Origin of the sequence: Endozoicomonas elysicola (genome assembly GCF_000710775.1) — a bacterium.
GTDB classification, from domain to species: Bacteria; Pseudomonadota; Gammaproteobacteria; order Pseudomonadales; family Endozoicomonadaceae; genus Endozoicomonas; species Endozoicomonas elysicola.
In genome coordinates, this window is the sequence record NZ_JOJP01000001.1 from 3,440,704 (window position 1) to 3,462,223 (window position 21,520).

Below are 21,520 nucleotides of genomic sequence, written 5' to 3' on the forward strand. Positions count from 1 at the left end.
AAGGCTATGCGGCCAATAGCTATATAATTGGAGTTAAGGGGTCACAGATTGACTGATCAATCAATCAGAAACATATGAGTTCAAATGAACAACTGCTTATAACCAGCCTCTTCCTCCTCCCCAAAAAAAAAGAGCTCCATAACGAGCTCTTTTAAAAATTAAGGTTTAATCAATCAAATGAATGTTAGCTAGCTCCAGCACTCTCCAATAGTGACACGGCTTCCTGCTTCTGCTCATCACTGCCTTGCTCAATGACTTCTTGCAGAATAGCTGAGGCTCCTTCCATATCGCCCATGTCCATATAGGCCCTGGCAAGGTCAAGCTTGGTTGCAACTTCATCGCCCTCTGAAAGGAAATCAAGATCATCATCCAGAGAAGCTTCAAGACTGGATACACCCTCATCGGAGAATGCCGCCTCACTATCCTGAGCAAGATCATCTTCAGACTCTGAACCGAACTCAAGATCCAGGTCATCCAAATCATCGAGATCAAAGTCCAGAGCCCCCTCATTCTGATTTGTCTCTGGTTGAGCAGCTGCTACAGGCTGCTCACTCGCCAGATCAGGCTCACTACCCACATCAAAATCATCCAGATCGAAATCCAGATCATCCAGGGAGTCTACATTCTGTTCATCAGAGTCCAGTTCAAGATCGTCCAGATCCAGGTCTGGCATATCATCTTCTTCAACGGGTGCAGATACACCTTCAAACGCATCCGGGAATCTGGCCTTAAACACATCGGCTTCCCGGATAGCATCCGCATCACCGGTTGCTTCGAGGCCTGCCAACACTTCGTTAAACTTGTCGAGTTCACCACTCTCAGAGTGAACCTCAAGCAGCTTCAATTTAAGGTCAGCTCGCCCTGGCTCATTGAAAATAGCCTGACTCAATAATTCCTCAGCCTGATTCAAACGACCATAGGCAATATAAATATCAGCCTCACTCAATGGATCTTCTGTCTGCTGAGTCGTTTCTCCATCATCCGCCTCAACTTCTTCAATAATTGAGTCATCAATGGCCAGCGCTTCATCAAACTTGAGCTCATCCTCAGCGCTGGGAGAGGTTGCCGGCTTTGGGGAAGCATCAATCTGTGCCTCCTCATTCAAGTCAAGTGGCTGAAAGTCCATCTCATCTTCTTCATCTACCAGCTCTTCCTGCTGTTTTCGACGACGTTGGTAGAATAACCAGCCAGCACCGCCCAGCGGGATCAGCGCCAGAAGAAGCAGTAACAGAGGGTTGCCAAATAGTACATCCATCATGCCTGGCTTTTTCACAGGCTCAGGTTGGCGCTGAACGGATACCGGCGGCTTGGTAACTGGCTTCGCCTGACTCTGGCTTTGCCCCCCCTGACTCTGAAGTGCTGCCATCTGGTCATCTTTCATAGCAACCAGACGTTTCAGGGTAGCAATCTGGTCATCAAGATCTTTTAATCGACTCTTTAGCTCTGCATTCTCGCGACTCAACTTATCGAGCTGCTCACGAGTCATTGCCAGTTCAGTTTGCAGAACAGCATTGCCTTCCACAGAGTCTCCGCCCAAGTCCTGACCACGACCGGAAGCTGAATCACCAGAGACGATAGCCAGTTTGCCATCCACAGATTTTGGAGCATCCCGGGAAACAGCAGAAGTTCTGCGAGTAGCATCCAGCTGGGCCACCTGACTGCGCCCCTGCCATTCACGATTCTGTCTGGAAACATCGGCAATGGCTTCACGCACCGTCAAACGGGTAATATCACTACGACTCGGCACTCTGAGAACTTGACCACTTTTGAGGCGGTTAATGTTGTTATCAATGAAGGCTTGAGGATTGCCACGCTGGATCGCCAGCATGGTTTGTTGCACTGTTACACTGGAGTCAGGGCGTACTCTTTCAGCAATCTCCCAGAGACTGTCATTGCGGTTAACCCGGTAAGTCTGAGCTGAACTTCCGTTCCTTCCTGCAGCAGAATAATTTCGATCAGAAGACACTCTTTGTACTTGCTGACGCTGATTATAATCCTTGTAATCAACCGGGTCAGGAGATGGCAGGTAATCGCGATTCGTCGTAGGCGGCTCATCCCAGACAGGGTTGGTACCATAATGTGCCGGTACTGAACTAGGCTTTACAACGGGCACTGAAGCTTGCCCATTAAAGGCTGGAGGATCCAGAAGCAGGGTATACTCTTTCAATAGACGGCCACTGGGCCAGTGCACTTCAACCAGAAAATTGAGATAGGGCTCGTGAATAGGACCTGAACTGGTTACCTTGATGAGACCTTTACCATCCGGACCGACTTCCGTTTTGAACTGAAGATTATTTAACATGAAAGGGCGTTCAACACCTGCCCGCTCAAAATCTGACTTACTGGCCAGGTTGGACAGTATTTCCCTGCGAGTGAGATCATTGACCTGCATCAACTCAATTTCAGCAACCAGAGGTTGATTCAAAGCAGAATAAAGCTTCACATCCCCCAGACCCAGCGCGTAGGAATTAGCTGAAGCAATACCCCCTGCCAGCGCTGACATCACTACTACAAGTTTTTGCAGTCTCATCGTGAATCCTTGTTATATACATAGACTGTTTGAGCTCCTCCTGCCTCCAGCTGCCGAGAGCAGCCCCCTTTCCCGGCACAGCAAGGAACACCAAGCAGTTAGCCTAAGTTATCACTTAGCAAAGTCTTTTATCAATAACCCAATCAATTCAACAGCATGAACAGCACCTCTCTTGAGGCTATCGGCCACAAGCCAAAAACTCAAGTCTGTTCCATAATCCGATTTCTGCTGGATTTTACCAATATGCAGTTGATCACTTCCTGCTGCATCTTCAACGGTGGGCAAATCCGAGCCATCAGACACTGATACGTGGGGAAGTTCTGATAGTAAAGACTGTATTTCCTGAATATCAACCGGTTGGACAGTATCCAGATCAATGATATAGCTGTCACCAAAAAATACAGGAGCTGTGATACAGGTCACACGGATGTCCAGCTCTTCTCCCAGAATCACCAGCAACTCATTTCGTATGCTGGCTTCATTACTGATCTCTTTACCCTCTCCAGCTTCCTTCTCCGGTATCAGGTTATAAGCCAGACGACTGGAAAAATCACCTGGTTCTACCGGCTTACCATTGAGTAGCTCTATCGTTTGCTGGCGCAGAGCATCAACACCCTTCTTCCCCAGTGAGGCGACCGGCTGCATGATAACCAGGTTTATGCGGCTAAGAGAGAATTGCTGATTAAGCTTTTGCAACACAGGCAACAGGCTGGCAATGGCAGATCCGGGCACGGCAAAATAACGATTATCCGCCGCCTCGTCGATAAAATACTCATTCAAGCCAGCCATGACCGGCAAGGTATACCCTTGCGATGCAGCCCCCCTGGACGCATCAATAATGGCACAGCCACCTTCAATCGCCCGAGTCATCAATTCCGCATTCCGATTGCACCCGGCAGGCATGACCAGAAAGTCCGTAGAGGAAAAGTCTGCATCATCCACAGAAATAAATTCCAGTGTCTCGCCATGAAATTCAACAGAGCCTGAAGAATGGGAGGATTCACAGAGTGGATGAAGACTCATGACTGGCAACGGCTTACCATCAAACAGTTGCTCTTCTAATTGCCGAACCAGAGCCTCGCCTGCCAGCGTATCGGCAGCATAAATCGCAATATTGTATGTTCGGTTCATGAAAAGAAGGTCTCAGTCATAAAAATCCATAAAACATAAATGCGATCCTGATCCAACCCTCAATCAGAACAGCATAAATGATAGAAAACCGTTGACTGTATACAGAGCCTTTACATCAGGCAAGCAGTTTCTCTCGCGCCCAATTCAGGCACTCCCTCTGGAAAGTTTGAAATGCCCACGAGCTATAGCAATAGGCAGCTCTCTTTTGCTTTGCCATGCTGTAACGGCCACATTAGCCACCCTGGCTCCCTGACGGCAAACCTCACAATGGACATAGGTATCTTTTGGCTGCCCTGTCCGCAGGTAATCAATGGAGAAGTCAATAATTTTTGGCAATCGCGGTTCATCCATAAACAGCATTAGATGCAGTGCCGCTGACATTTCCATAAAGCCACCAATAACCCCTCCATGTATAGCAGGCAGAATGGGGTTGCCGATATTGCTCATCTGGTGTGGCAAGGTAAACAGTGCATCATCACCCATCGGGGTACACTGCATTCCTATCAGGCTGGCATAGGGAATACCATTGGTCAGAATGCTGTAATCTCTTGAGTCACGGGCTTCCTTTATGATCCTGGCAAACTCTGGCTTCATTGAAAATGCTCCTGCATCGACTTCATGGAGTTCCGTCCAACCCGCATAAACGTTCCTACTGCATGAGCAACGGGCTTATCGCGGCTCTCCTGATAGACAACACCCCGGGTAAACACCATGGAGCGGGTAATATGGTATGCCTCGGCAAAGGCTCTGACCGCCTTTCCCGGCTCGGCTGTTTTCATATGGTCGATGCGTAGATCCAGTGTCGGACAGGCTTCCAGCTGCTCCATACGGGTAAACACTGCAAGTCCACAACAAGAGTCCATAAGCGTTGTGATCGCACCCGAATGAATAACACCGGTTTCCGGGTTACCGACCAGACGATCATCATAGGGCATCTCCAATTCAATGCCGTCACGACCAGCTTTGATCAGCGACATATTCAAGTGAAGACAATGTGGAATCACTTTGACAAAGTTGCTGGCAAATTCTGTCAGCTGTTCTTCCGTAAGCATCATGACTCAACTTCTAATTGTTATATTGTAAAAGCCGGAAGGCGTTACCTTTCCGGCGATCTGATTTCACGACAAGAAGAATTGATTACAGCAGAATCGTCAACATACGACGCAGAGGCTCCGCCGCCCCCCATAACAACTGATCACCCACGGTGAACGCAGTCAGATACTCAGGTCCCATATTCAATTTGCGTAAACGCCCTACCGGAACGTCCAAACGACCTGTCACAGCTGCTGGGGTTAAGTGCTGAATGGTTTCTTCCCGGTGATTGGGCACCACTGAAACCCAGTCATTGGCACCGGCAATCATCGCTTCAATATCCGCCATGGGAATGTCTTTACGCAGCTTGATGGTCAATGCCTGACTATGACAGCGCATAGCGCCGATACGAACACACACACCATCAACCGGAACCGGTGACGCCTGACGACCCAGGATCTTGTTGGTCTCTGCCTGAGCCTTCCACTCTTCACGGCTCTGACCATTCTCCAGTTCTTTATCAATATAAGGAATCAGACTACCAGCCAACGCAACACCAAACTCACTCTGCGGCAGATCAGCGCTTCTTAACAGGGACGAGGTTTTGCGATCAATATCCAGAATGGCACTGGCCGGATCCGCCAGTTCTGCGGCAACATTGCTTTGAATGCAACCCATCTGGCTGATCAGCTCACGCATATTTCGTGCACCTGCCCCGCTGGCGGCCTGATAGGTCATGGCACTGACCCATTCCACCGCATCCTGCTGGAACAACCCGCCAATGGCCATCAGCATCAGGGAAACCGTGCAGTTACCACCGATAAAATTCTTAACGCCATCATTCAGTGCCCGATCAATGACATCACGGTTAACCGGATCAAGAATAACCACTGCATCATCTTTCATGCGCAGTGAAGAAGCAGCATCAATCCAGTACCCTTCCCAGCCACTGTCACGAAGCGGTTGAAAGACTTTGCCCGTATAGTCGCCACCCTGGCAGGAAATAATAACGTCCATTTCACGGAGAGCATCAACATCATGGGCATCCTGTAATGCACCCACAGGAACGCCAACATCAGGCCCTGATTGTCCCAGTTGAGAGGTGGTAAAGAATATAGGTTCTACACCTTTGCCCTTTAGCCGGGCAAAATCATTTTCTTCCTGCATGCGCTCCATCAATACGGAGCCAACCATGCCTCTCCAGCCAACAAAACCTACTTTTTTCATACTGCTCTCCCCCAAAAAGCCATCTCCACTGCGAGCAGGCAGCAGAAATGGCTGTCACGCAATAAAAGTTATGAATTCAGCAAACAACCAACAACCGCATCACCCATTTCTACGGTTCCCATCAACTGGCAACCTTCAGAAGCGATATCGCCAGTCCGGTAGCCTTTATCAAGCACGTCACTGACCGCTTTTTCAATCGCATCAGCAGTGTCACCTTCTCCAAGGGAATAGCGAAGCAGCATGGCCAATGACAGTATCTGAGCCAGAGGATTTGCTTTGTTTTCCCCGGCAATATCGGGTGCCGAACCATGTACCGGCTCATACATTCCCTGGTTCTTTTCATTCAGGGATGCAGAAGGCAACATACCAATGGAACCCGTCAGCATAGCTGCGCAGTCGCTGAGGATATCACCAAACATATTACCGGTGACCATTACATCAAACTGCTTTGGCGCACGAACCAGCTGCATGGCCGCATTATCAACATACATGTGGCTCAGCTCAACATCGCTGTAACTGCCGGACTCTTCAATCACCACATCACGCCATAGGGCTGTAACTTCCAAGACATTGGATTTATCAACTGAGCACAGACGCCCACCACGCTTCTGAGCAGCCTCAAAGGCAACCTTGGCAATACGCCTAACTTCAGACTCCCTATATACGTAAGTGTTGAATCCTTCACGCTCACCATTTTCCAACGTTCGTACACCACGGGGCTCACCAAAATAGATCCCACCGGTCAGCTCGCGTACGATAAGGATATCCAGGCCAGCCACCAACTCTGGTTTCAGGCTGGAAGCTTCAGCCAGCTGTGGAAAGAGAATGGCAGGACGCAGATTGGCAAAAAGATCCAGCTCCGAGCGGAGTTTCAACAGCCCTTTTTCAGGGCGGTTAGCCATGGGCTGGCTGTCCCATTTAGGGCCACCCACGGCTCCAAACAGAATGGCATCTGAACGTTTTGCCACAGCCAGGGTTTCATCACTAAGAGGCACACCGTCTTTATCAATGGCTGCACCACCAACCAGACCATGGCTGACTTCAATATCGAGTCCAAAGCGCTGTTTAGCGGCTTCCAGTACCTTCAAGGCTTCGGTCATAATTTCCGGACCAATGCCATCGCCAGGAAGACATAAAATCTGCTTACTCATTGTTATTCCTTATTAATAGCCACTTTTGAACCACAAAAACCACGGAACGCACATAGCTTTTTATCAAGCTTTGCTTTATGAGCTCTGCGGTTCAAACAAATTACTCGCTGGCAAACAACCAGGGATTACCTGCCTTGTAACGCTGTTCGAAATCACGAATCTGGTCAGCATCCTGCAGCGTCAGGCCAATCTCATCCAAACCATTCAGGAGACAGTGGCGGCGAAATGCATCAATGGAGAATGGCAATTCTTCACCACTAGGCTTGAACACCACCTCTCGCTCAAGATCAATCGTCAGCTGATACCCCTCACTGGCGTCAACTTCTTTGAACAACTGATCCACCTGCTCTTCAGAAAGCTTGATGGGGAGAATGGCATTTTTAAAACAATTGTTATAGAAAATGTCTGCAAAACTCGGCGCAATAACACACCGAAAGCCAAAGTCATCCAAAGCCCAGGGGGCATGTTCCCGGCTGGAACCGCAGCCAAAATTCTGCCGCCCCAAAAGGATAGAAACGCCCTGATAACGTGGCTGATTCAACACAAACCCCGGATTAAGCGGACGCTTCGAACAATCCTGTCCCGGGTAACCTTCATCCTGATAACGAAGCTCATCAAACAGGTTAACGCCAAAGCCTGTGCGCTTAATGGACTTCAGAAACTGTTTGGGAATGATCATGTCCGTATCAACATTGGCACGATCCAGAGGAGCCACTAATCCTTTATGTACAGTGAAAGCCTGCATGATAATCCTGCCTCCCTTACGCTACTGACTCTTGAACATCAAAAGTACGAACATCCACAAAATGACCCGCAATGGCTGCTGCCGCTGCCATCGCCGGGCTCACCAAATGGGTCCGTCCGCCAAAGCCCTGACGCCCCTCAAAATTACGATTGGAGGTGGATGCACAGTGCTCACCCTGACCCAGCTTGTCCGCATTCATCGCAAGACACATAGAGCATCCCGGCTCACGCCACTGAAGGCCAGCAGCCACAAAAATCTGATCCAGCCCCTCGGCTTCAGCCTGGGCTTTTACCAGACCGGAACCAGGCACCACCAATGCTTCTTTCACGGAGCCGGCAACACGTCGCCCCTTCACAACAGCTGCGGCTTCACGCAGATCTTCAATGCGTGAATTGGTGCAGGAACCAATAAAGACACGATCCACCGGGATATCCGTTACTTTCTGACCTGCGGTCAGCCCCATGTATTCCAATGCCCGGGCATAGCCCTCTTTACGGGTTTCATCTGGAGCATCTTCTGGAGAGGGAACATTGGCATCGACCGGCAATACCATTTCCGGTGAAGTGCCCCAGCTTACCTGCGGCTTGATATTCTCACCGTTAAGAACCACGACTTGATCGAACTCAGCATTATCATCAGAGTGAAGAGTTTCCCAGACCTTAACGGCCTCCTCCCATTGATCCCCCTGGGGGGCGAATGGTCTGCCATGAACATAGTCAATCGTGTTCTGATCAACCGCGACCATACCTGCCCTGGCCCCCGCCTCGATGGCCATATTACACAGCGTCATCCGGCCTTCCATGGTCATATTGCGGATCACATCACCGCCAAACTCAATAGCGAAACCGGTGCCCCCTGCAGTGCCAATTCGACCGATAATGGCAAGAATAACGTCTTTAGGCGTAACCCCAACACCCAGTGCACCATCGACACGCACCAGCATATTTTTCATTTTTTTGGCAACCAGACACTGGGTCGCCAATACATGCTCGACTTCTGAGGTGCCGATACCATGGGCCAGGGCACCAAAAGCGCCATGGGTTGACGTATGAGAATCACCACAGACTACGGTCATACCTGGTAAAGTCGCACCCTGCTCCGGGCCAACCACATGGACAATACCCTGCCGCTGATCCTGCATATTAAACTGGGTAATACTGAAATAATTACAGTTTTCATCCAGCGTCTTTACCTGGATTTTTGAAACCGGGTCTTCAATACCCTCAATTCCGTGTTGCCGCTCATTGGATGTGGTGGGTACGTTATGATCAGGCGTTGCCAGGTTGGCATCCAGTCGCCAGGGCTTACGGCCAGCTATCTTCAAACCTTCAAAAGCTTGGGGTGATGTTACTTCATGGAGCAGGTGTCGATCGATATAGATCAACGCAGAGCCATCATCACGCTGACGAACAAGATGGGCATCCCATAACTTGTCATAAAGCGTTTTGCCTTTAGAAGCCTGGCCAGCCATCGAGCAATCCTCTCTGATCAAACAGTAAATAGACTGTTTTTTGTTTGATTTATAAGCAATTTCACTAAGTTGCTTTCAGCTTATCCTTAACACTGCATATCCTAGTCGCTCACAAAAAATTACTCAAATTCATCTTTTTTATGCTATTGATAACTTTCAGGAATCAGTCAGCTGAAAAAGCGTATTATGGATACCACCAACCTCACGGCCTTTCTGGCCATTGTCGATACCGGGTCCTTTTCCGAGGCCGGCGAAAAATTATTCCTAACACAACCTGCAGTCAGTAAACGCATTGCAGCACTGGAAGAGCAGTTGGGCTGCTCAGTGTTTGACCGGATTGGCCGTCAGGTGACACTCAACGAAGCCGGTAAAGTCTTACTTCCCCGTGCTCGAAGAATGATGGAGCTGGTTCATGACACCAAACTGGAAATCATCAATCTTAGTGGAGAGGTTAAAGGTCCATTATCCATCGCTACCAGTCATCACATTGGTTTACGACGACTACCCGGTATTTTAAAAAACTTTACCCGAGCCTTCCCGGAGGTGAAGCTGGATATTCGGTTCGTCGACTCAGAAGCCTCTTATGAAATGCTGAGCCGGGGTGAAATTGAGTTGGGTATCATTACCTTATCACCAGAAAACCAACCAGCTATTCACTCAGAGAAGCTCTGGCATGACCCTTTGGGTTTTATGGCAGCAAAAGATCACCCTCTGACAAAGCTGAAAAATGTTTCAACAGAACAGCTGAGCCAGTATCAGGCTGTATTACCTGGCAGAAATACCTTTACTTACCAGGTAGTACAGCACCTGTTTGATCAGGAAGGGTTGAAACTACAGACGGCCATGTCCACAAATTATCTGGAAACCCTTCGCATGCTGGCAGCCATTGGCCTGGCCTGGTGCATCCTGCCCCTCACCATGCAGGATAATGACCTTGGCATTCTTAATGTCAAACTGAAGGGTACTGTTACTCCACCCAGCCGGGAGCTTGGGTATATTCTTCACTCGAAGAGAACATTATCTAATGCAGCCAGTGCTTTTGTTGAGTTGCTTCAGCAACATAAAGATGATGCTTAAAAGAAAGTTTAAGCATTAGTTTATTAGGGCCTGTTGACGTTTTGTTGCAAGCTCAGCGGATGAAGGGGTATGACGAGGCGCGGCACTGCAGGAAGAATGCTTGCATTATTTCAGCTCAGTCACTACCACTTCAATAACTCCAGGGCCATCATTTACACAGGCATGCAATTGACCAGGAGGATCAGCATCCAGCCAGTAGGACTCTCCCACTGTCCAGTGGCGAATGGCTATCACCTCACCAGACTCTAAAACAGACTTTAGTGTCCCTCCCCGCAGAACGGTAACAACTCGGGGGTAATCATGGCGGTGGAGTTTCAGCGGCTGGTCAGGCGCAATAATGGTACGCCAGGTACGTACACGATCATTATTGATTTGGGAAAATCGTTCAGACTGAATTCTTGATTTGAGAGGCTGTTCACAGGCCAAAGCAGATCCCTGAAAAACAGTCACCAACAAAAAGAACGGATAAAAATAGAGATTCATAGCTGGTTCTTATTTTTAATCGATCACACACCCCGCCGCCACAAAAAGATGATTTTCTGACTCGTCAGCTATATAAAGCCGCAAGACAAAACAACCGCAAGTTCAGGCAGCAAACACCACAAAACCATAGCTTATATAAGTTTTTTCACAAGTCGTCAGTTGGAATATATAGCCGCAACCTCAACTAAACTGCTCAGCTTAATCACTACGGCACCACAGATTCAAGTCTGTAGCAAGGTGATTTCCATCGTTGAATGAACCAAAGAATAGACATTTAAGCGTGCATTGCTTTTGACAAAAAATACTGCAATCACAACCATTTACCAAAATCTATACAAACTAAAAACAAGCCTCGCCACCTATTCTGTGCAGGAGTATAGTTCACGCTCTTTCCTTTACTATGAGATTGTCGTTTATGTTCAAGGCTCTGGTACTTAATCAACAGGACACAAAAACGGTAGCCTCCGTAGAACAGCTGGATGACACCAGCCTGCCTGCCGGAGATGTGGTTGTCGGTGTTGAATATTCATCACTGAACTATAAGGATGGCCTGGCCATTACTGGCAAGGGCAAAATTATTCGCCAATTTCCGATGGTACCGGGTATTGATTATGCCGGTAAGGTACTGTCATCCAGGGATGACCGTTATCAAACTGGAGATTCTGTCATTCTGACCGGCTGGGGCGTTGGTGAAAACCACTGGGGCGGCATGGCAGAAAAAGCCAGTGTACCTGCCGACTACCTGGTATCCATGCCCGCAGGACTGGATAGTCGTAAGGCGATGATTATCGGTACTGCAGGCCTGACCGCCATGCTCTGCGTCATGGCTCTTGAAGACGCCGGTATTACGCCAGAAAAAGGTGAAATTCTGGTGACAGGTGCCAGCGGTGGTGTCGGTAGTGTTGCCGTAACACTGCTGGATCAGCTGGGTTATCAGGTAGTTGCCGCCTCTGGCCGCCCACAGAACAGTGATTGGTTAAAGTCCATCGGTGCTGACCGCGTGATTGACCGGGCAGAGTTGCTGGAACCTGCTCGCCCCTTGGAAAAACAGCTCTGGGCTGGCTGTATAGATACCGTTGGCAGCAAAATTCTGGCCAAAGTACTGGCCCAGGTCGACTATGAAGGCGCTGTTGCAGCCTGTGGTCTGGCTGGCGGCTTTGATCTGCCGACTACCGTAATGCCTTTCATTCTGCGAGGCGTAAAATTGCTGGGTGTTGATTCGGTCATGTGCCCATTTGAACGACGCACACAGGCCTGGAATCGAGTGACCGAACTTCTGCCGGAGTCTTTCTATACAGAAGCCGCCACAGAAGTCGAGTTGAAGGCCGTACCAGAACTGGCAGAGGCCATTACAGTTGGTCAGGTTACTGGCAGAACGCTGATCAAGTTGTAATACCACCCGCAGCTTCTAAACTTCCCCATGACTTATCAGATGTCATTACCCAATGCCACCTGATGTTTCCCTCAGCGCCTTGAGTCTTTGTTCAAGGCGTTTTTCTCACATACATGTCCTTGAAAAATAATGAACCACCGTCCGGTACTCTATGTAATTGGTCTGTTTCTGACAGCTATGGCCAAGTTTATGCTGATACCTGTCATCTATGACCTGTTGACCGGGGATTCTGATATCTGGGAATTTGTGGCCGCCGCCGCCGTTACTCTGGTCACCGGGGGCGCACTGACCATCAACTTCAAGCCTGAACACTTTAATATGAAGCCCCGGCAGGTTTTTGTATTAACTACCTTATGCTGGATAGCAGTCAGCACCTTTGCGGCCCTGCCACTCTGGTTCAAACTGCCAATCAGTTATACCGATGCTTTTTTTGAAACCATGTCGGGTATTACCACCACAGGCTCAACCATCCTGACAGGTTTGGATCATATGGATCCCAGTGTATTGATCTGGCGCTCACTGCTTCAATGGTTTGGGGGCATTGGTTTTATTGTCATGGCCGTTGCAGTACTGCCATTTTTAAAAGTGGGTGGTATGAGGCTGTTTCAGAGTGAGTCGTCCGACTGGTCCGAAAAAGCCATGCCCCGCTCGGGCAGCATTGCCAAGCGTATCGTGACAGTCTATCTGATCATGACGGCCGCCTGTGCATACTTGTACTTTCTTGGGGGAATGACGGGATTTGAAGCGATAAACCACTCGATGACCACTGTATCCACCGGAGGTTACTCCACCTCTGATGCTTCCATGGGCCTCTTTAAAAACCCTTTCATCATCTGGACAAGTACTCTCTTTATGATTCTTGCCAGCCTGCCGTTCGTACTCTTTGTTCGCAGCATGCGTGGCGAAGTAAACTGCTTTCATAGAGATACACAAGTGCAGGCTTTCATTGGATTCTTATTAATCGTCTGGGTTGTTCTGAGTATTTGGCTCTGTGTTCACTCAGAATATACTTTTCTTCAATCCCTCACTCTGGTCTCTTTTAATACCACATCCACCGTTACAACCACTGGCTTTGCCTATGGTGACTACACGCTGTGGGGAGGCTTTTCCAACCTGACATTTTTCTTTCTGCTATTTGTTGGGGGTTGCTCAGGTTCAACCGCAGGAGGCATTAAGATCTTCCGGTTTCAGATTGGCGGTAAACTGCTGAATATCCAGTTGAAGCAACTGGTACATCCAAGGGCTTGTTTTGTGCAAACTTACAATGGTCAACAGATCAGCAGCGAAATCCTCCGCTCATTGATTGGCTTCAGTTTTTTCTTTATTTTGCTGATTGCCATAATGAGCCTCTTACTGGCCCTGTGTGATCTTGACCCGATCACCAGTATTACCGGAGCCACAACAGCCGTTGCCAATGTTGGCCCGGGTTTAGGCACAATCATCGGCCCTGCAGGCAACTTCAGCTCTCTTCCCGATGCTGCAAAATGGGTATTAAGTGCAGGAATGCTGCTGGGCCGACTGGAGGTAATTACTGTTCTTGTGCTTTTTACCCCTGCGTTCTGGAAAGGGTAACTTATCGCTCTATACTCTTAAGATGCCTCTTCTCACTTGACAGGCTTGCTCGGAAGATATCACCTTTAGTTTTGCATCATTTGCTAACTCGGCCATGGCATTCTTTCTGGTGGTTCGGTTTAGGTTCAACCAATTAGCCAGAGACCGCATTCTATCGCTAATATCCTTGTGTTTAGGATACACATAAGCCAATGAACTTAAGTAAGCTGCTACATTTAATCCCACTCTAGAACAGGGCTTGATAGCAGGATACGTTTTTACTTTGCCCAACCACTCTTCGATATTACCACTAATTGTACTGGGCAAACCGCGTTGGATCTCTGGCAAGTTGCAAAGACATTCATGTAAACCTTTAAGCAACAGCTGAGCTGATTTTTTTTCATTGCCAATAAGGTGGAACCCCCAGCCTGCAGAGTGAAGAACCCATATATCCTGTGAAAAAGCCTCAAATGCCTCCTGAGACAGCTTATCTATATCATCTCGGCACCTGTGTGGTACAAAATAAAAATCCTCAAATAGTTCATTTAATTTTTTGCAATAGTACGAAGAACTCTTTACCTTGATGGTAGACTCATCCATTTCTGCACGATAGTTACAAGCGTCTGACTTAGATGCCCTTTCAGCATCAGCCCTAATAGGTCGCTGCTTTGGCTTACAGCTGTTCTTTTGTATGGCGGCGTCCTGATCATTGTGTTGAGTATGTCTTCTTTCAGGGGGGTTCTCTGAATCAATTGAAGGCTGTGTAACCTTACGACTCACTTCGCACATAGAATCATGCACAGTTGAGCATACCTTAGCTCCGTCAGATGGTAGCTTCGCTTGCATTGAAGAGCGTGACTTCTTCTTTGCTTTTTTTCTTTCAGCCTTTCTCAAAGCATCCCTCTCCAAGGGATCTGACTCTTTTAAATTAGAAGATCCGAACTGCTTCCCATCCAGACTTTTTAGATCCAGCGATAAAACAGCCGCTTTATGAGCATAATACTCTTCTTTTCTAGAAAGGCCTTTCTCACGATAATACTCTGCCGCATCATTACATGCACAAATCACAAGTTCCATCTCATCCATTTCTTTTAAGCAACGTATCCACCGATCAAAAACAGGAACCTGACTTGGACTACATATCAATTCTCGATAAATTTTCTCAGCTTCTGAAAAATTCCCTTTATTTTCCTCAACCCTGGCCTGAAAGTATCTTTTATGAATTTTGGCTGAACTATCCAGCTCTGATTTAAAATCAGAACCTGATTCAAAATAGCTATAGCATTCCAACAATCGAAAATCACTACAATCAGCTTCAAGCATTTTTATAGTCGCTGTATGCAAAACCTCAAAAAGCACCACAGTCTCTTCAAAGCTCATCTGGCCTGATCTAAGCTTTTGGCACCCAGCTTTTACTTTATCAATGACTTCTGATAATTTTACTCCCCGCCTTGTTAGCAATCCGAACTGATAATCCAATAAAGCCAAATCATCCGTAAATCGATCGCCACACATAGAACCATGGTAATCAACTCTATATGACTCAGCATTTCTACCACATAAAGAGAAAATTTTTAAATATACTTTTACCGGTAATTCTGGATAGAAACCCGGGAAACAGCCACTATTTCCTTGAGTCGTACAACAGCCGACGACATAGCGCATATAGTACATACCTAGTGCATCTAGCAATTGTCGTGAAACAAAATCACGCTTAAAAGCCCGACTTTGTATAACTGTATTAAAAATGATTTCGAAAACTTCCGCACACTCATAGCTACTAGCAACATGCTGAACAGAAGTAATATCATTACATGATTTAAGATCTTCAAGGATTTTAAAAAAAAGGAACAAGATAAATTTATAAAAATACTCTTCATTATAAAAATCGGACAATATACTTAAGAATTGATTTACATATTTTTGAACATTACCTTCATCGCCACCTTTAAATTCATCCAGTATTTTTTTATAGAGACACTCCAGCTCTCCACACTTAATCCGCCCTTTGCTTTCAGCCTGCTCTTTTAACCTCTGCAATTCAGCCAGTCTCCCCTTTCTTTTTGATGCAGGATTCAGCTTGACCTGATTATAATCAGGCCCTTCTTCAAATACCTTCAGGGCATCTATAAACTTATGATAAGATTCGGTTCCTGTTTTAAAAAAGGAAACACAAAAAGGAACAGCCGGAGCTAAGTATCGAGTTGGCGCAATAGACTCCATAGATCGATCAGCGACATGAATTGAAATCACTTGATCACCATGGTCAGTTTTCTTCAATACCGTATCAGCATCTTCAACAAAGGTTAAATCTAACGAATTCACACCATCGAACTCATAAGAAGAAGCAGTACTCCCAAGAAAAACAACACTGTTTTGGATCATAAAAAAAACCTTTACCCATAAATAGAACTATTATTATCAATAATCCTTTCCTAAGAAAAAAAGCAACCTATTAAAACAATCACAACCTTTTCAACACCTATTCTTAATTACATTTAAAAAGAATATGGAGAATCGATCATTCTAAAAAGCTAATATTGATGTGTAGGCTTCATACGAATCATGTTCAAATCACTATATTTCATTTAGTCAGAGTTATTTTCTATTTAAGTACTAACACTCAGAATATATGCACATTCACCGCCAGCAACCTTACTGTCTAATGAGTAGTGACTATATTCATTAAGAATCCAGACTTTAGGACGATCTGAGTACTCTTCAGCTGGTTTTGTAAGGTTCAGTACTGTATCACCACTGGCAAGATTCACCACAAAGGTTTCTGAATTCAGTTGTCCTATCAGAAAAGGGTTCGGTCATTAGCTCTTCACTTATCTGAACCTTATACAGTATTACCTTGCCTTTTCTAGTCGACATTTCGGACAACAACCGATGTTTGCTGATCAACTACTCTTGCCATTGGCTTATCCGCCATTAGCTGATGGATATTCTGGGAAGCAGTCCGTTCCATCAATGTTATTCGGCCAGAAGTCTTCAGTATAAGTAAGTGCATCCTGTGATGCTGAGTACAATTCACACGGATGCAGTCATAAGCATCACTGAACACAATGTGCTGGCAAATAAACGGGTAAACAAGCTTGATACAGGCATCATCACAAATTTGCCTCTCGACAGAAAATAAAGTTAAAACATAGCAGAGGAGGACTGTGCACTGAGTACCAGGCTCACTCTTTCATACGATATAAAACAGATTCTGCAGACTCAGTGATGGTATAATCTACAGCTGTTTCACAAAAATGACAGAGTCTGTTTACATCCAGTAATAATCGTTACTAACCGTTACATTTTCCCGCTCTGGATTTAACCAAAAATGATCTGGATCAATTTTGGTATTCCAAGCCATCCTGTAACATCAGGCTTCCATCATTTTGTTGTCTACATTTTCATCCAGCTGTTGAGAATACTTTCTGTGCCGATGAACTCCCCCTTGAACATGCACCTGATCAGCCAGATCCGTGATCGTGCCCAGCGCAGCCCGGAACATATCGCCATGCGCTTCGCCACTCAAAGCTCTGATCAAGATGCTCATCAAAACGAGTGGCAGGAAGTCAGCTGGCATCAGCTCAGTGAAAAGATTGACCAGGCTTCCCGCGCACTGCTGAAACAAAACCTGCGTGTACAGGCGAAAGTAGGTATATGGTCCCAGAACATACCTCAATGGACAGTAGCCGACCTGGCCTGCCTTCAGGCACGACTGGTTACCGTGCCATTGTACCCAACCAGCACAACTGAACAGGTCAAATACATTCTGGATGAAACAGAAGCCTCTCTGCTGTTCGTGGGTGAACAGGCACAATACCAGGGTGCGCTTGAGCTACTGGCTCAGTCATCCACGTTAAAGACCATCGTTATCTTTGACCGATCAGTTGATATTGCAACCTGCCCGCAGGCAATCTACTTTGATGACTTTATCCAGCATGGTGTAGAACAGGCCATTCTTGAAGAAAGACTGGCTGCCCGCTGCATGGAAGACCTATTTACACTGATCTATACCTCCGGTACTACTGGCGAGCCCAAAGGCGTTATGCTGGACTTCGCCAATATGGCGGCCAGCTTCCGAGGTCATGACCAGATCATCCATCTGGACAGTCTGGATACATCGCTCTGCTTCCTGCCACTCAGCCATATTTTTGAGCGCGCCTGGAGTTTTTATGCGCTGGCCCGTGGGGCCACCAATGTTTATCTCAAAGACCCCCATCAAGTCAGTGAAGCACTTAAAACTGTAAAACCAACGGTACTCTGTGCAGTACCCAGATTTTTTGAAAAGGTCTACACCACCATCCATGGCAAAGTCTCCTCCGCTCCATTTGCCCGACGCATGATCTTTAACACCGCCGTTAAAATTGGCATGGCGCATATGGAGCATCGTCGTCAAGGTACTGAAGCTCCAATTTACCTCCAAAAACTCAACAATATTGCAGACAAAATGGTCTTTAGCAAAATTCGAGAGGGACTGGGTGGCCGCATTCGCTTTATGCCCTGTGGTGGTGCTCGTCTGGATGATGATATCAACCGCTTTTTCCATGCTATTGGGGTGGATGTGAAAGTGGGTTACGGTATGACCGAGACCGTAGCAACTGTCACCTGTTTCCGCGATACCGAATTTGAATTTGGCTCCTGTGGTATGCCACTTCCGGGCATTCAGGTTCGTATTGGTGATGAAGGCGAAATTCAGGTTAAAGGCGACACAGTAATGCGCGGCTATTACAAGAAGCCTGAAGAAACCGCCAAAACCTTTACCGCAGATGGCTGGCTGCATACCGGTGATGCAGGTCTGGTTGATGAAAACGGCGCTCTGAGAATGACCGAACGCATCAAGGAATTGATGAAAACGTCAAACGGCAAATACATCGCCCCACAGTATATTGAAGGCACGATAACCAAAGATCGCTTTATTGAGCAGATTGCCATTGTTGCCGATGCCAGAAACTATGTAACAGCATTGATTGTGCCTGCTTTCGAGGCCCTTGAGGAACACGCAAAAGCCCTAAACCTGAAATACCAGAATCACAAGGAACTGATTCAACACAGCAGCATTCAGGAACTGATTCAGGAACGGGTCAACAAAATTCAGGAAGGTCTGGCCAAATTTGAACAGGTCAAGAAATTCACGCTGCTACCCAAAGAGTTCTCCATTGAACTGGGTGAGATCACACCCACACTGAAACTGCGTCGCAAAATTATCATGAAGCGGTTCCGGAAAGAGATTGAGGCCATGTACGTCACCAAGGCAAAGGCCTGACACTCGCCCAAGTGATAGCTCATTGTTTCAGCGTTCCCGTACTGACTCTTAATGACCAGAAAACTGCCTGATCATTAAGAGTCATTCGTCTCTATCTGTGAAAATTCAAACCGTCTCCCACCACTGAGTGCCATGTCCGTTACCTCTTGTTCATATACCCAGCATTTTCATAGCGAATAAGACCTGAACCTTTTACAAACCTCCAAGTCAATATCAGCAAGTGCAAGAATGCAATGGGTATGCACAGAAAGCCAAACTGATACTCCCTTAGTGAGGATACTTTCCAATGCAACCAGAAATAGTCGGATATCCCAGCCCCCCAGGGCCCAATACACCTGGAAGCAGTTTCAGCCCCAACCCTGATCGATTGGAACCCAGTCAGTCAGGGGATGGCAGGGTTAAGCATGCAACACCTGACCCAGCCATGATCCCTCAGGATTCCCCCCAGCCCCACAGCCACAACGAACAAAAACCATTATCAACACTGAAAAGCTCTCCCGTAGACAGCCCCAGTCCATTTATGACGGGTCCCTTGAAAGAAGAGAGCCCTGCCGTAAACACATCACCTCTATCAACTCCAGTTTCATCAGCAACGCCTGAATCAACTGTTTTTTTTGAATTGCTTGACCGACTGGATGAACGTGCCCGGAGCATCCCGCAGCAAACCGCGATTCGCTCCGCTACCCCGAGTGCCAATCTACGTCCGGATCAAGCTCAATGGCAGGAAATCAACTGGCAGCAATTCAAACAGAAGATAGACCAGACCTCCCTTGCATTGCTCAGGCATGATCTGCCGGCACAGACGAAGATTGGGATCTGGTCCCCAAACATGCCCCAGTGGCCAGTTGCGGATCTGGCATGTCAACAGGCAAGACTCGTATCTGTCCCCTTATACCCCACCGACGCTGCCCAGCAGGCCGAATACATTCTGAATGAAACCGAAACTCCACTGCTCTTTGTCGGGGAGCAAACACAATATGACAACACTGTTAAATCACTTTCCAGTCTCCCTGGATTAAAGACCATCGTAGTCTTTGACCCTTCTGTGGACCTTAAGGACTGCCCTCTGGCCATCTATTTTGACGAATTTATCCAACAGGGTTCTGATGCTGAACAGGCAGTGCTTGATGAGAGACGCTCAACCCGCTCAAAAGATGATCTCTACACCCTGATCTATACCTCGGGTACCACGGGGGACCCCAAAGGGGTTAAGCTGGACTATGCGAATATGGCAGCCAGTTTTCGGGCTCATGATCAGATCATCAATCTTAGTCCCGAGGACGTTTCTCTCTGCTTTCTGCCCCTCAGTCATATTTTTGAGCGCGGGTGGAGCTCCTATGTACTCAGAATGGGAGCAACCAACGTCTATCTGAATGATCCGAAACAGGTCAGTGATGCTCTGAAAGCCGTCAAGCCAACCGTTATGTGTACTGTGCCCAGGCTTCTGGAAAAAGCTTACGATGGCATTCATAAAAAAGTAACGACTGCATCCCCGGTTAAACGAATGATATTTAATAAGGCCATGCAGGCTGGTGCAGCCAATATGGAGACACTCCGTGAAGGTTCGAACCCAACCGCTTTCCGTAAACTGGTAAACCGCGTTGCAGACAAGGCAGTGTTCAGCAAGATACGTGACAAGCTGGGAGGGCAAATTCGCTTTATGCCCTGTGGAGGAGCCCGTCTGGATCCAGATATTAACCGTTTTTTCCATGCCATTGGCATCAATATAAAGGCTGGTTATGGCATGACCGAAACCTGTGCGACAGTCACCTGCTTTCCCGACAAAAAGTTTGAATTCGACACCTGTGGAACTTCATTACCGGGGATTCAGATCCGTATCGATGACACCGTTGAGACTGAAACTCCCGGGGCAGGTGAAATTCAGGTCAAGGGTGACACTGTCATGCGTGGCTATTATAAAAAGCCGGAAGAAACAGCCAAAGCCTTCACCAATGATGGCTGGCTACATACCGGAGATGCGGGTTTAATCGAAAAGAGTGGTGCACTGCGCATGACCGGACGTATCAAGGAGCTGATGAAGACATCAACCGGAAAGTATATTGCACCAGGGCCAATTGAAGGCATGCTGGGCAAAAATCAATATATAGAACAGGTTGCCGTTATTGCCGATGATCGAAGTTTCGTTACCGCACTGATTGTTCCAACGTTTGAGGCTATTGAGGAGTATGCCAGAGCCCACAACCTGAGCTACCAAGATCGTAGAGAGCTGGTTCAGCACAGCAAGATTCAAGCACTGCTTAAAAAGCAGCTGGACACTGTACAATCCGGGTCAGATCTGGCCAGTTATCAGCAGGTTAAAAAATTTACCCTGCTGCCTGCAGAATTTTCCATTGAGCAGAAGGAACTTACCCCAACACTGAAGCTGCGCCGAAACGTTATTGCAGAAAACTATAAACAAGAAATTGCAGATATGTATAAACAGGAGGCAAAAGTCTGAATTATCCC

16 protein-coding genes are annotated in these 21,520 nt (G+C 47.3%); 5 read left to right on the plus strand and 11 right to left on the minus strand.

Annotation, left to right across the window (positions count from 1 at the left end; genetic code table 11):
* Positions 1-184 precede the first annotated feature (184 nt).
* The 8 genes from GV64_RS14845 to leuC form a co-directional block, all read right to left on the minus strand.
* Complete coding sequence (locus GV64_RS14845; RefSeq protein ID WP_020584484.1) at positions 185-2,530, minus strand: FimV/HubP family polar landmark protein; 2,346 nt, start codon at positions 2,528-2,530, stop codon at positions 185-187.
* Between the two features lie 111 nt (positions 2,531-2,641).
* Complete coding sequence (locus GV64_RS14850; RefSeq protein ID WP_020584483.1) at positions 2,642-3,661, minus strand: Asd/ArgC dimerization domain-containing protein; 1,020 nt, start codon at positions 3,659-3,661, stop codon at positions 2,642-2,644.
* 144 nt (positions 3,662-3,805) lie between these two features.
* Positions 3,806-4,255 (minus strand): PaaI family thioesterase, encoded by a 450-nt coding sequence (locus tag GV64_RS14855; protein WP_020584482.1) that lies wholly within the window; start codon positions 4,253-4,255, stop codon positions 3,806-3,808.
* The gene (locus GV64_RS14860; RefSeq protein ID WP_020584481.1) at positions 4,252-4,716 is read right to left on the minus strand and encodes a PaaI family thioesterase; all 465 of its coding nucleotides are present in this window, start codon (positions 4,714-4,716) and stop codon (positions 4,252-4,254) included. The genes GV64_RS14855 and GV64_RS14860 overlap by 4 nt, the downstream gene beginning before the upstream one ends.
* Before the next feature lie 82 nt (positions 4,717-4,798).
* A complete protein-coding gene (gene asd / locus GV64_RS14865) occupies positions 4,799-5,920 on the minus strand; it encodes an aspartate-semialdehyde dehydrogenase (protein ID WP_020584480.1) in 1,122 nt (373 codons plus the stop codon).
* Between the two features lie 68 nt (positions 5,921-5,988).
* A complete protein-coding gene (gene leuB / locus GV64_RS14870; protein WP_020584479.1) occupies positions 5,989-7,071 on the minus strand; it encodes a 3-isopropylmalate dehydrogenase in 1,083 nt (360 codons plus the stop codon).
* A 100-nt stretch (positions 7,072-7,171) separates the two neighbouring features.
* Positions 7,172-7,816, minus strand: coding sequence for a 3-isopropylmalate dehydratase small subunit (leuD, locus tag GV64_RS14875; protein ID WP_020584478.1), 645 nt, complete (start codon positions 7,814-7,816; stop codon positions 7,172-7,174).
* Between the two features lie 16 nt (positions 7,817-7,832).
* Positions 7,833-9,287: a 3-isopropylmalate dehydratase large subunit gene (gene leuC / locus GV64_RS14880; RefSeq protein WP_020584477.1), complete on the minus strand. Its 1,455-nt coding sequence runs from the start codon at positions 9,285-9,287 to the stop codon at positions 7,833-7,835.
* A 186-nt stretch (positions 9,288-9,473) separates the two neighbouring features.
* Between leuC and GV64_RS14885 the strand changes: the two genes are divergently transcribed.
* Positions 9,474-10,364: a LysR family transcriptional regulator gene (locus tag GV64_RS14885; protein ID WP_020584476.1), complete on the plus strand. Its 891-nt coding sequence runs from the start codon at positions 9,474-9,476 to the stop codon at positions 10,362-10,364.
* A 105-nt stretch (positions 10,365-10,469) separates the two neighbouring features.
* On the opposite strand, the gene GV64_RS14890 is transcribed toward GV64_RS14885, so the two are convergent.
* Positions 10,470-10,847 (minus strand): cupin domain-containing protein, encoded by a 378-nt coding sequence (locus tag GV64_RS14890; protein ID WP_020584475.1) that lies wholly within the window; start codon positions 10,845-10,847, stop codon positions 10,470-10,472.
* Positions 10,848-11,262: 415 nt separating this feature from the next.
* On the opposite strand from GV64_RS14890, the gene acuI reads away from it, so the two are divergent.
* Positions 11,263-12,240, plus strand: coding sequence for an acrylyl-CoA reductase (NADPH) (acuI, locus tag GV64_RS14895; protein ID WP_020584474.1), 978 nt, complete (start codon positions 11,263-11,265; stop codon positions 12,238-12,240).
* A 129-nt stretch (positions 12,241-12,369) separates the two neighbouring features.
* Positions 12,370-13,812, plus strand: coding sequence for a TrkH family potassium uptake protein (locus GV64_RS14900; protein WP_020584473.1), 1,443 nt, complete (start codon positions 12,370-12,372; stop codon positions 13,810-13,812).
* A 9-nt stretch (positions 13,813-13,821) separates the two neighbouring features.
* Here the strand turns inward: GV64_RS14900 and GV64_RS14905 are convergent, their stop codons facing one another.
* Together GV64_RS14905 and GV64_RS25310 are read right to left on the minus strand one after the other, a co-directional pair.
* Positions 13,822-16,176 (minus strand): hypothetical protein, encoded by a 2,355-nt coding sequence (locus GV64_RS14905; protein ID WP_020584472.1) that lies wholly within the window; start codon positions 16,174-16,176, stop codon positions 13,822-13,824.
* A 481-nt stretch (positions 16,177-16,657) separates the two neighbouring features.
* Complete coding sequence (locus GV64_RS25310) at positions 16,658-16,804, minus strand: hypothetical protein (protein ID WP_157237099.1); 147 nt, start codon at positions 16,802-16,804, stop codon at positions 16,658-16,660.
* Between the two features lie 318 nt (positions 16,805-17,122).
* Between GV64_RS25310 and GV64_RS14910 the strand changes: the two genes are divergently transcribed.
* Both GV64_RS14910 and GV64_RS14915 read left to right on the plus strand, forming a co-directional pair.
* Positions 17,123-19,054, plus strand: coding sequence for an AMP-dependent synthetase/ligase (locus tag GV64_RS14910; protein ID WP_020584470.1), 1,932 nt, complete (start codon positions 17,123-17,125; stop codon positions 19,052-19,054).
* 286 nt (positions 19,055-19,340) lie between these two features.
* The gene (locus tag GV64_RS14915; protein WP_020584469.1) at positions 19,341-21,512 is read left to right on the plus strand and encodes an AMP-dependent synthetase/ligase; all 2,172 of its coding nucleotides are present in this window, start codon (positions 19,341-19,343) and stop codon (positions 21,510-21,512) included.
* The last annotated feature ends 8 nt before the right edge of the window (positions 21,513-21,520 follow it).

Bases quoted from the DNA above. Each gene is read 5' to 3' on its own strand.
- GV64_RS14855 (WP_020584482.1), bottom strand. From the start codon at position 4,255: ATGAAGCCAGAGTTTGCCAGGATCATAAAGGAAGCCCGTGACTCAAGA.
- GV64_RS14845 (WP_020584484.1), bottom strand. From the start codon at position 2,530: ATGAGACTGCAAAAACTTGTAGTAGTGATGTCAGCGCTGGCAGGGGGT.
- GV64_RS14885 (WP_020584476.1), top strand. From the start codon at position 9,474: ATGGATACCACCAACCTCACGGCCTTTCTGGCCATTGTCGATACCGGG.
- GV64_RS25310 (WP_157237099.1), bottom strand. From the start codon at position 16,804: ATGCACTTACTTATACTGAAGACTTCTGGCCGAATAACATTGATGGAA.
- GV64_RS14860 (WP_020584481.1), bottom strand. From the start codon at position 4,716: ATGATGCTTACGGAAGAACAGCTGACAGAATTTGCCAGCAACTTTGTC.
- GV64_RS14915 (WP_020584469.1), top strand. From the start codon at position 19,341: ATGCAACCAGAAATAGTCGGATATCCCAGCCCCCCAGGGCCCAATACA.
- leuC (WP_020584477.1), bottom strand. From the start codon at position 9,287: ATGGCTGGCCAGGCTTCTAAAGGCAAAACGCTTTATGACAAGTTATGG.
- GV64_RS14905 (WP_020584472.1), bottom strand. From the start codon at position 16,176: ATGATCCAAAACAGTGTTGTTTTTCTTGGGAGTACTGCTTCTTCTTAT.
- GV64_RS14890 (WP_020584475.1), bottom strand. From the start codon at position 10,847: ATGAATCTCTATTTTTATCCGTTCTTTTTGTTGGTGACTGTTTTTCAG.
- GV64_RS14850 (WP_020584483.1), bottom strand. From the start codon at position 3,661: ATGAACCGAACATACAATATTGCGATTTATGCTGCCGATACGCTGGCA.
- asd (WP_020584480.1), bottom strand. From the start codon at position 5,920: ATGAAAAAAGTAGGTTTTGTTGGCTGGAGAGGCATGGTTGGCTCCGTA.
- leuD (WP_020584478.1), bottom strand. From the start codon at position 7,816: ATGCAGGCTTTCACTGTACATAAAGGATTAGTGGCTCCTCTGGATCGT.
- GV64_RS14900 (WP_020584473.1), top strand. From the start codon at position 12,370: ATGAACCACCGTCCGGTACTCTATGTAATTGGTCTGTTTCTGACAGCT.
- leuB (WP_020584479.1), bottom strand. From the start codon at position 7,071: ATGAGTAAGCAGATTTTATGTCTTCCTGGCGATGGCATTGGTCCGGAA.
- acuI (WP_020584474.1), top strand. From the start codon at position 11,263: ATGTTCAAGGCTCTGGTACTTAATCAACAGGACACAAAAACGGTAGCC.
- GV64_RS14910 (WP_020584470.1), top strand. From the start codon at position 17,123: ATGATCTGGATCAATTTTGGTATTCCAAGCCATCCTGTAACATCAGGC.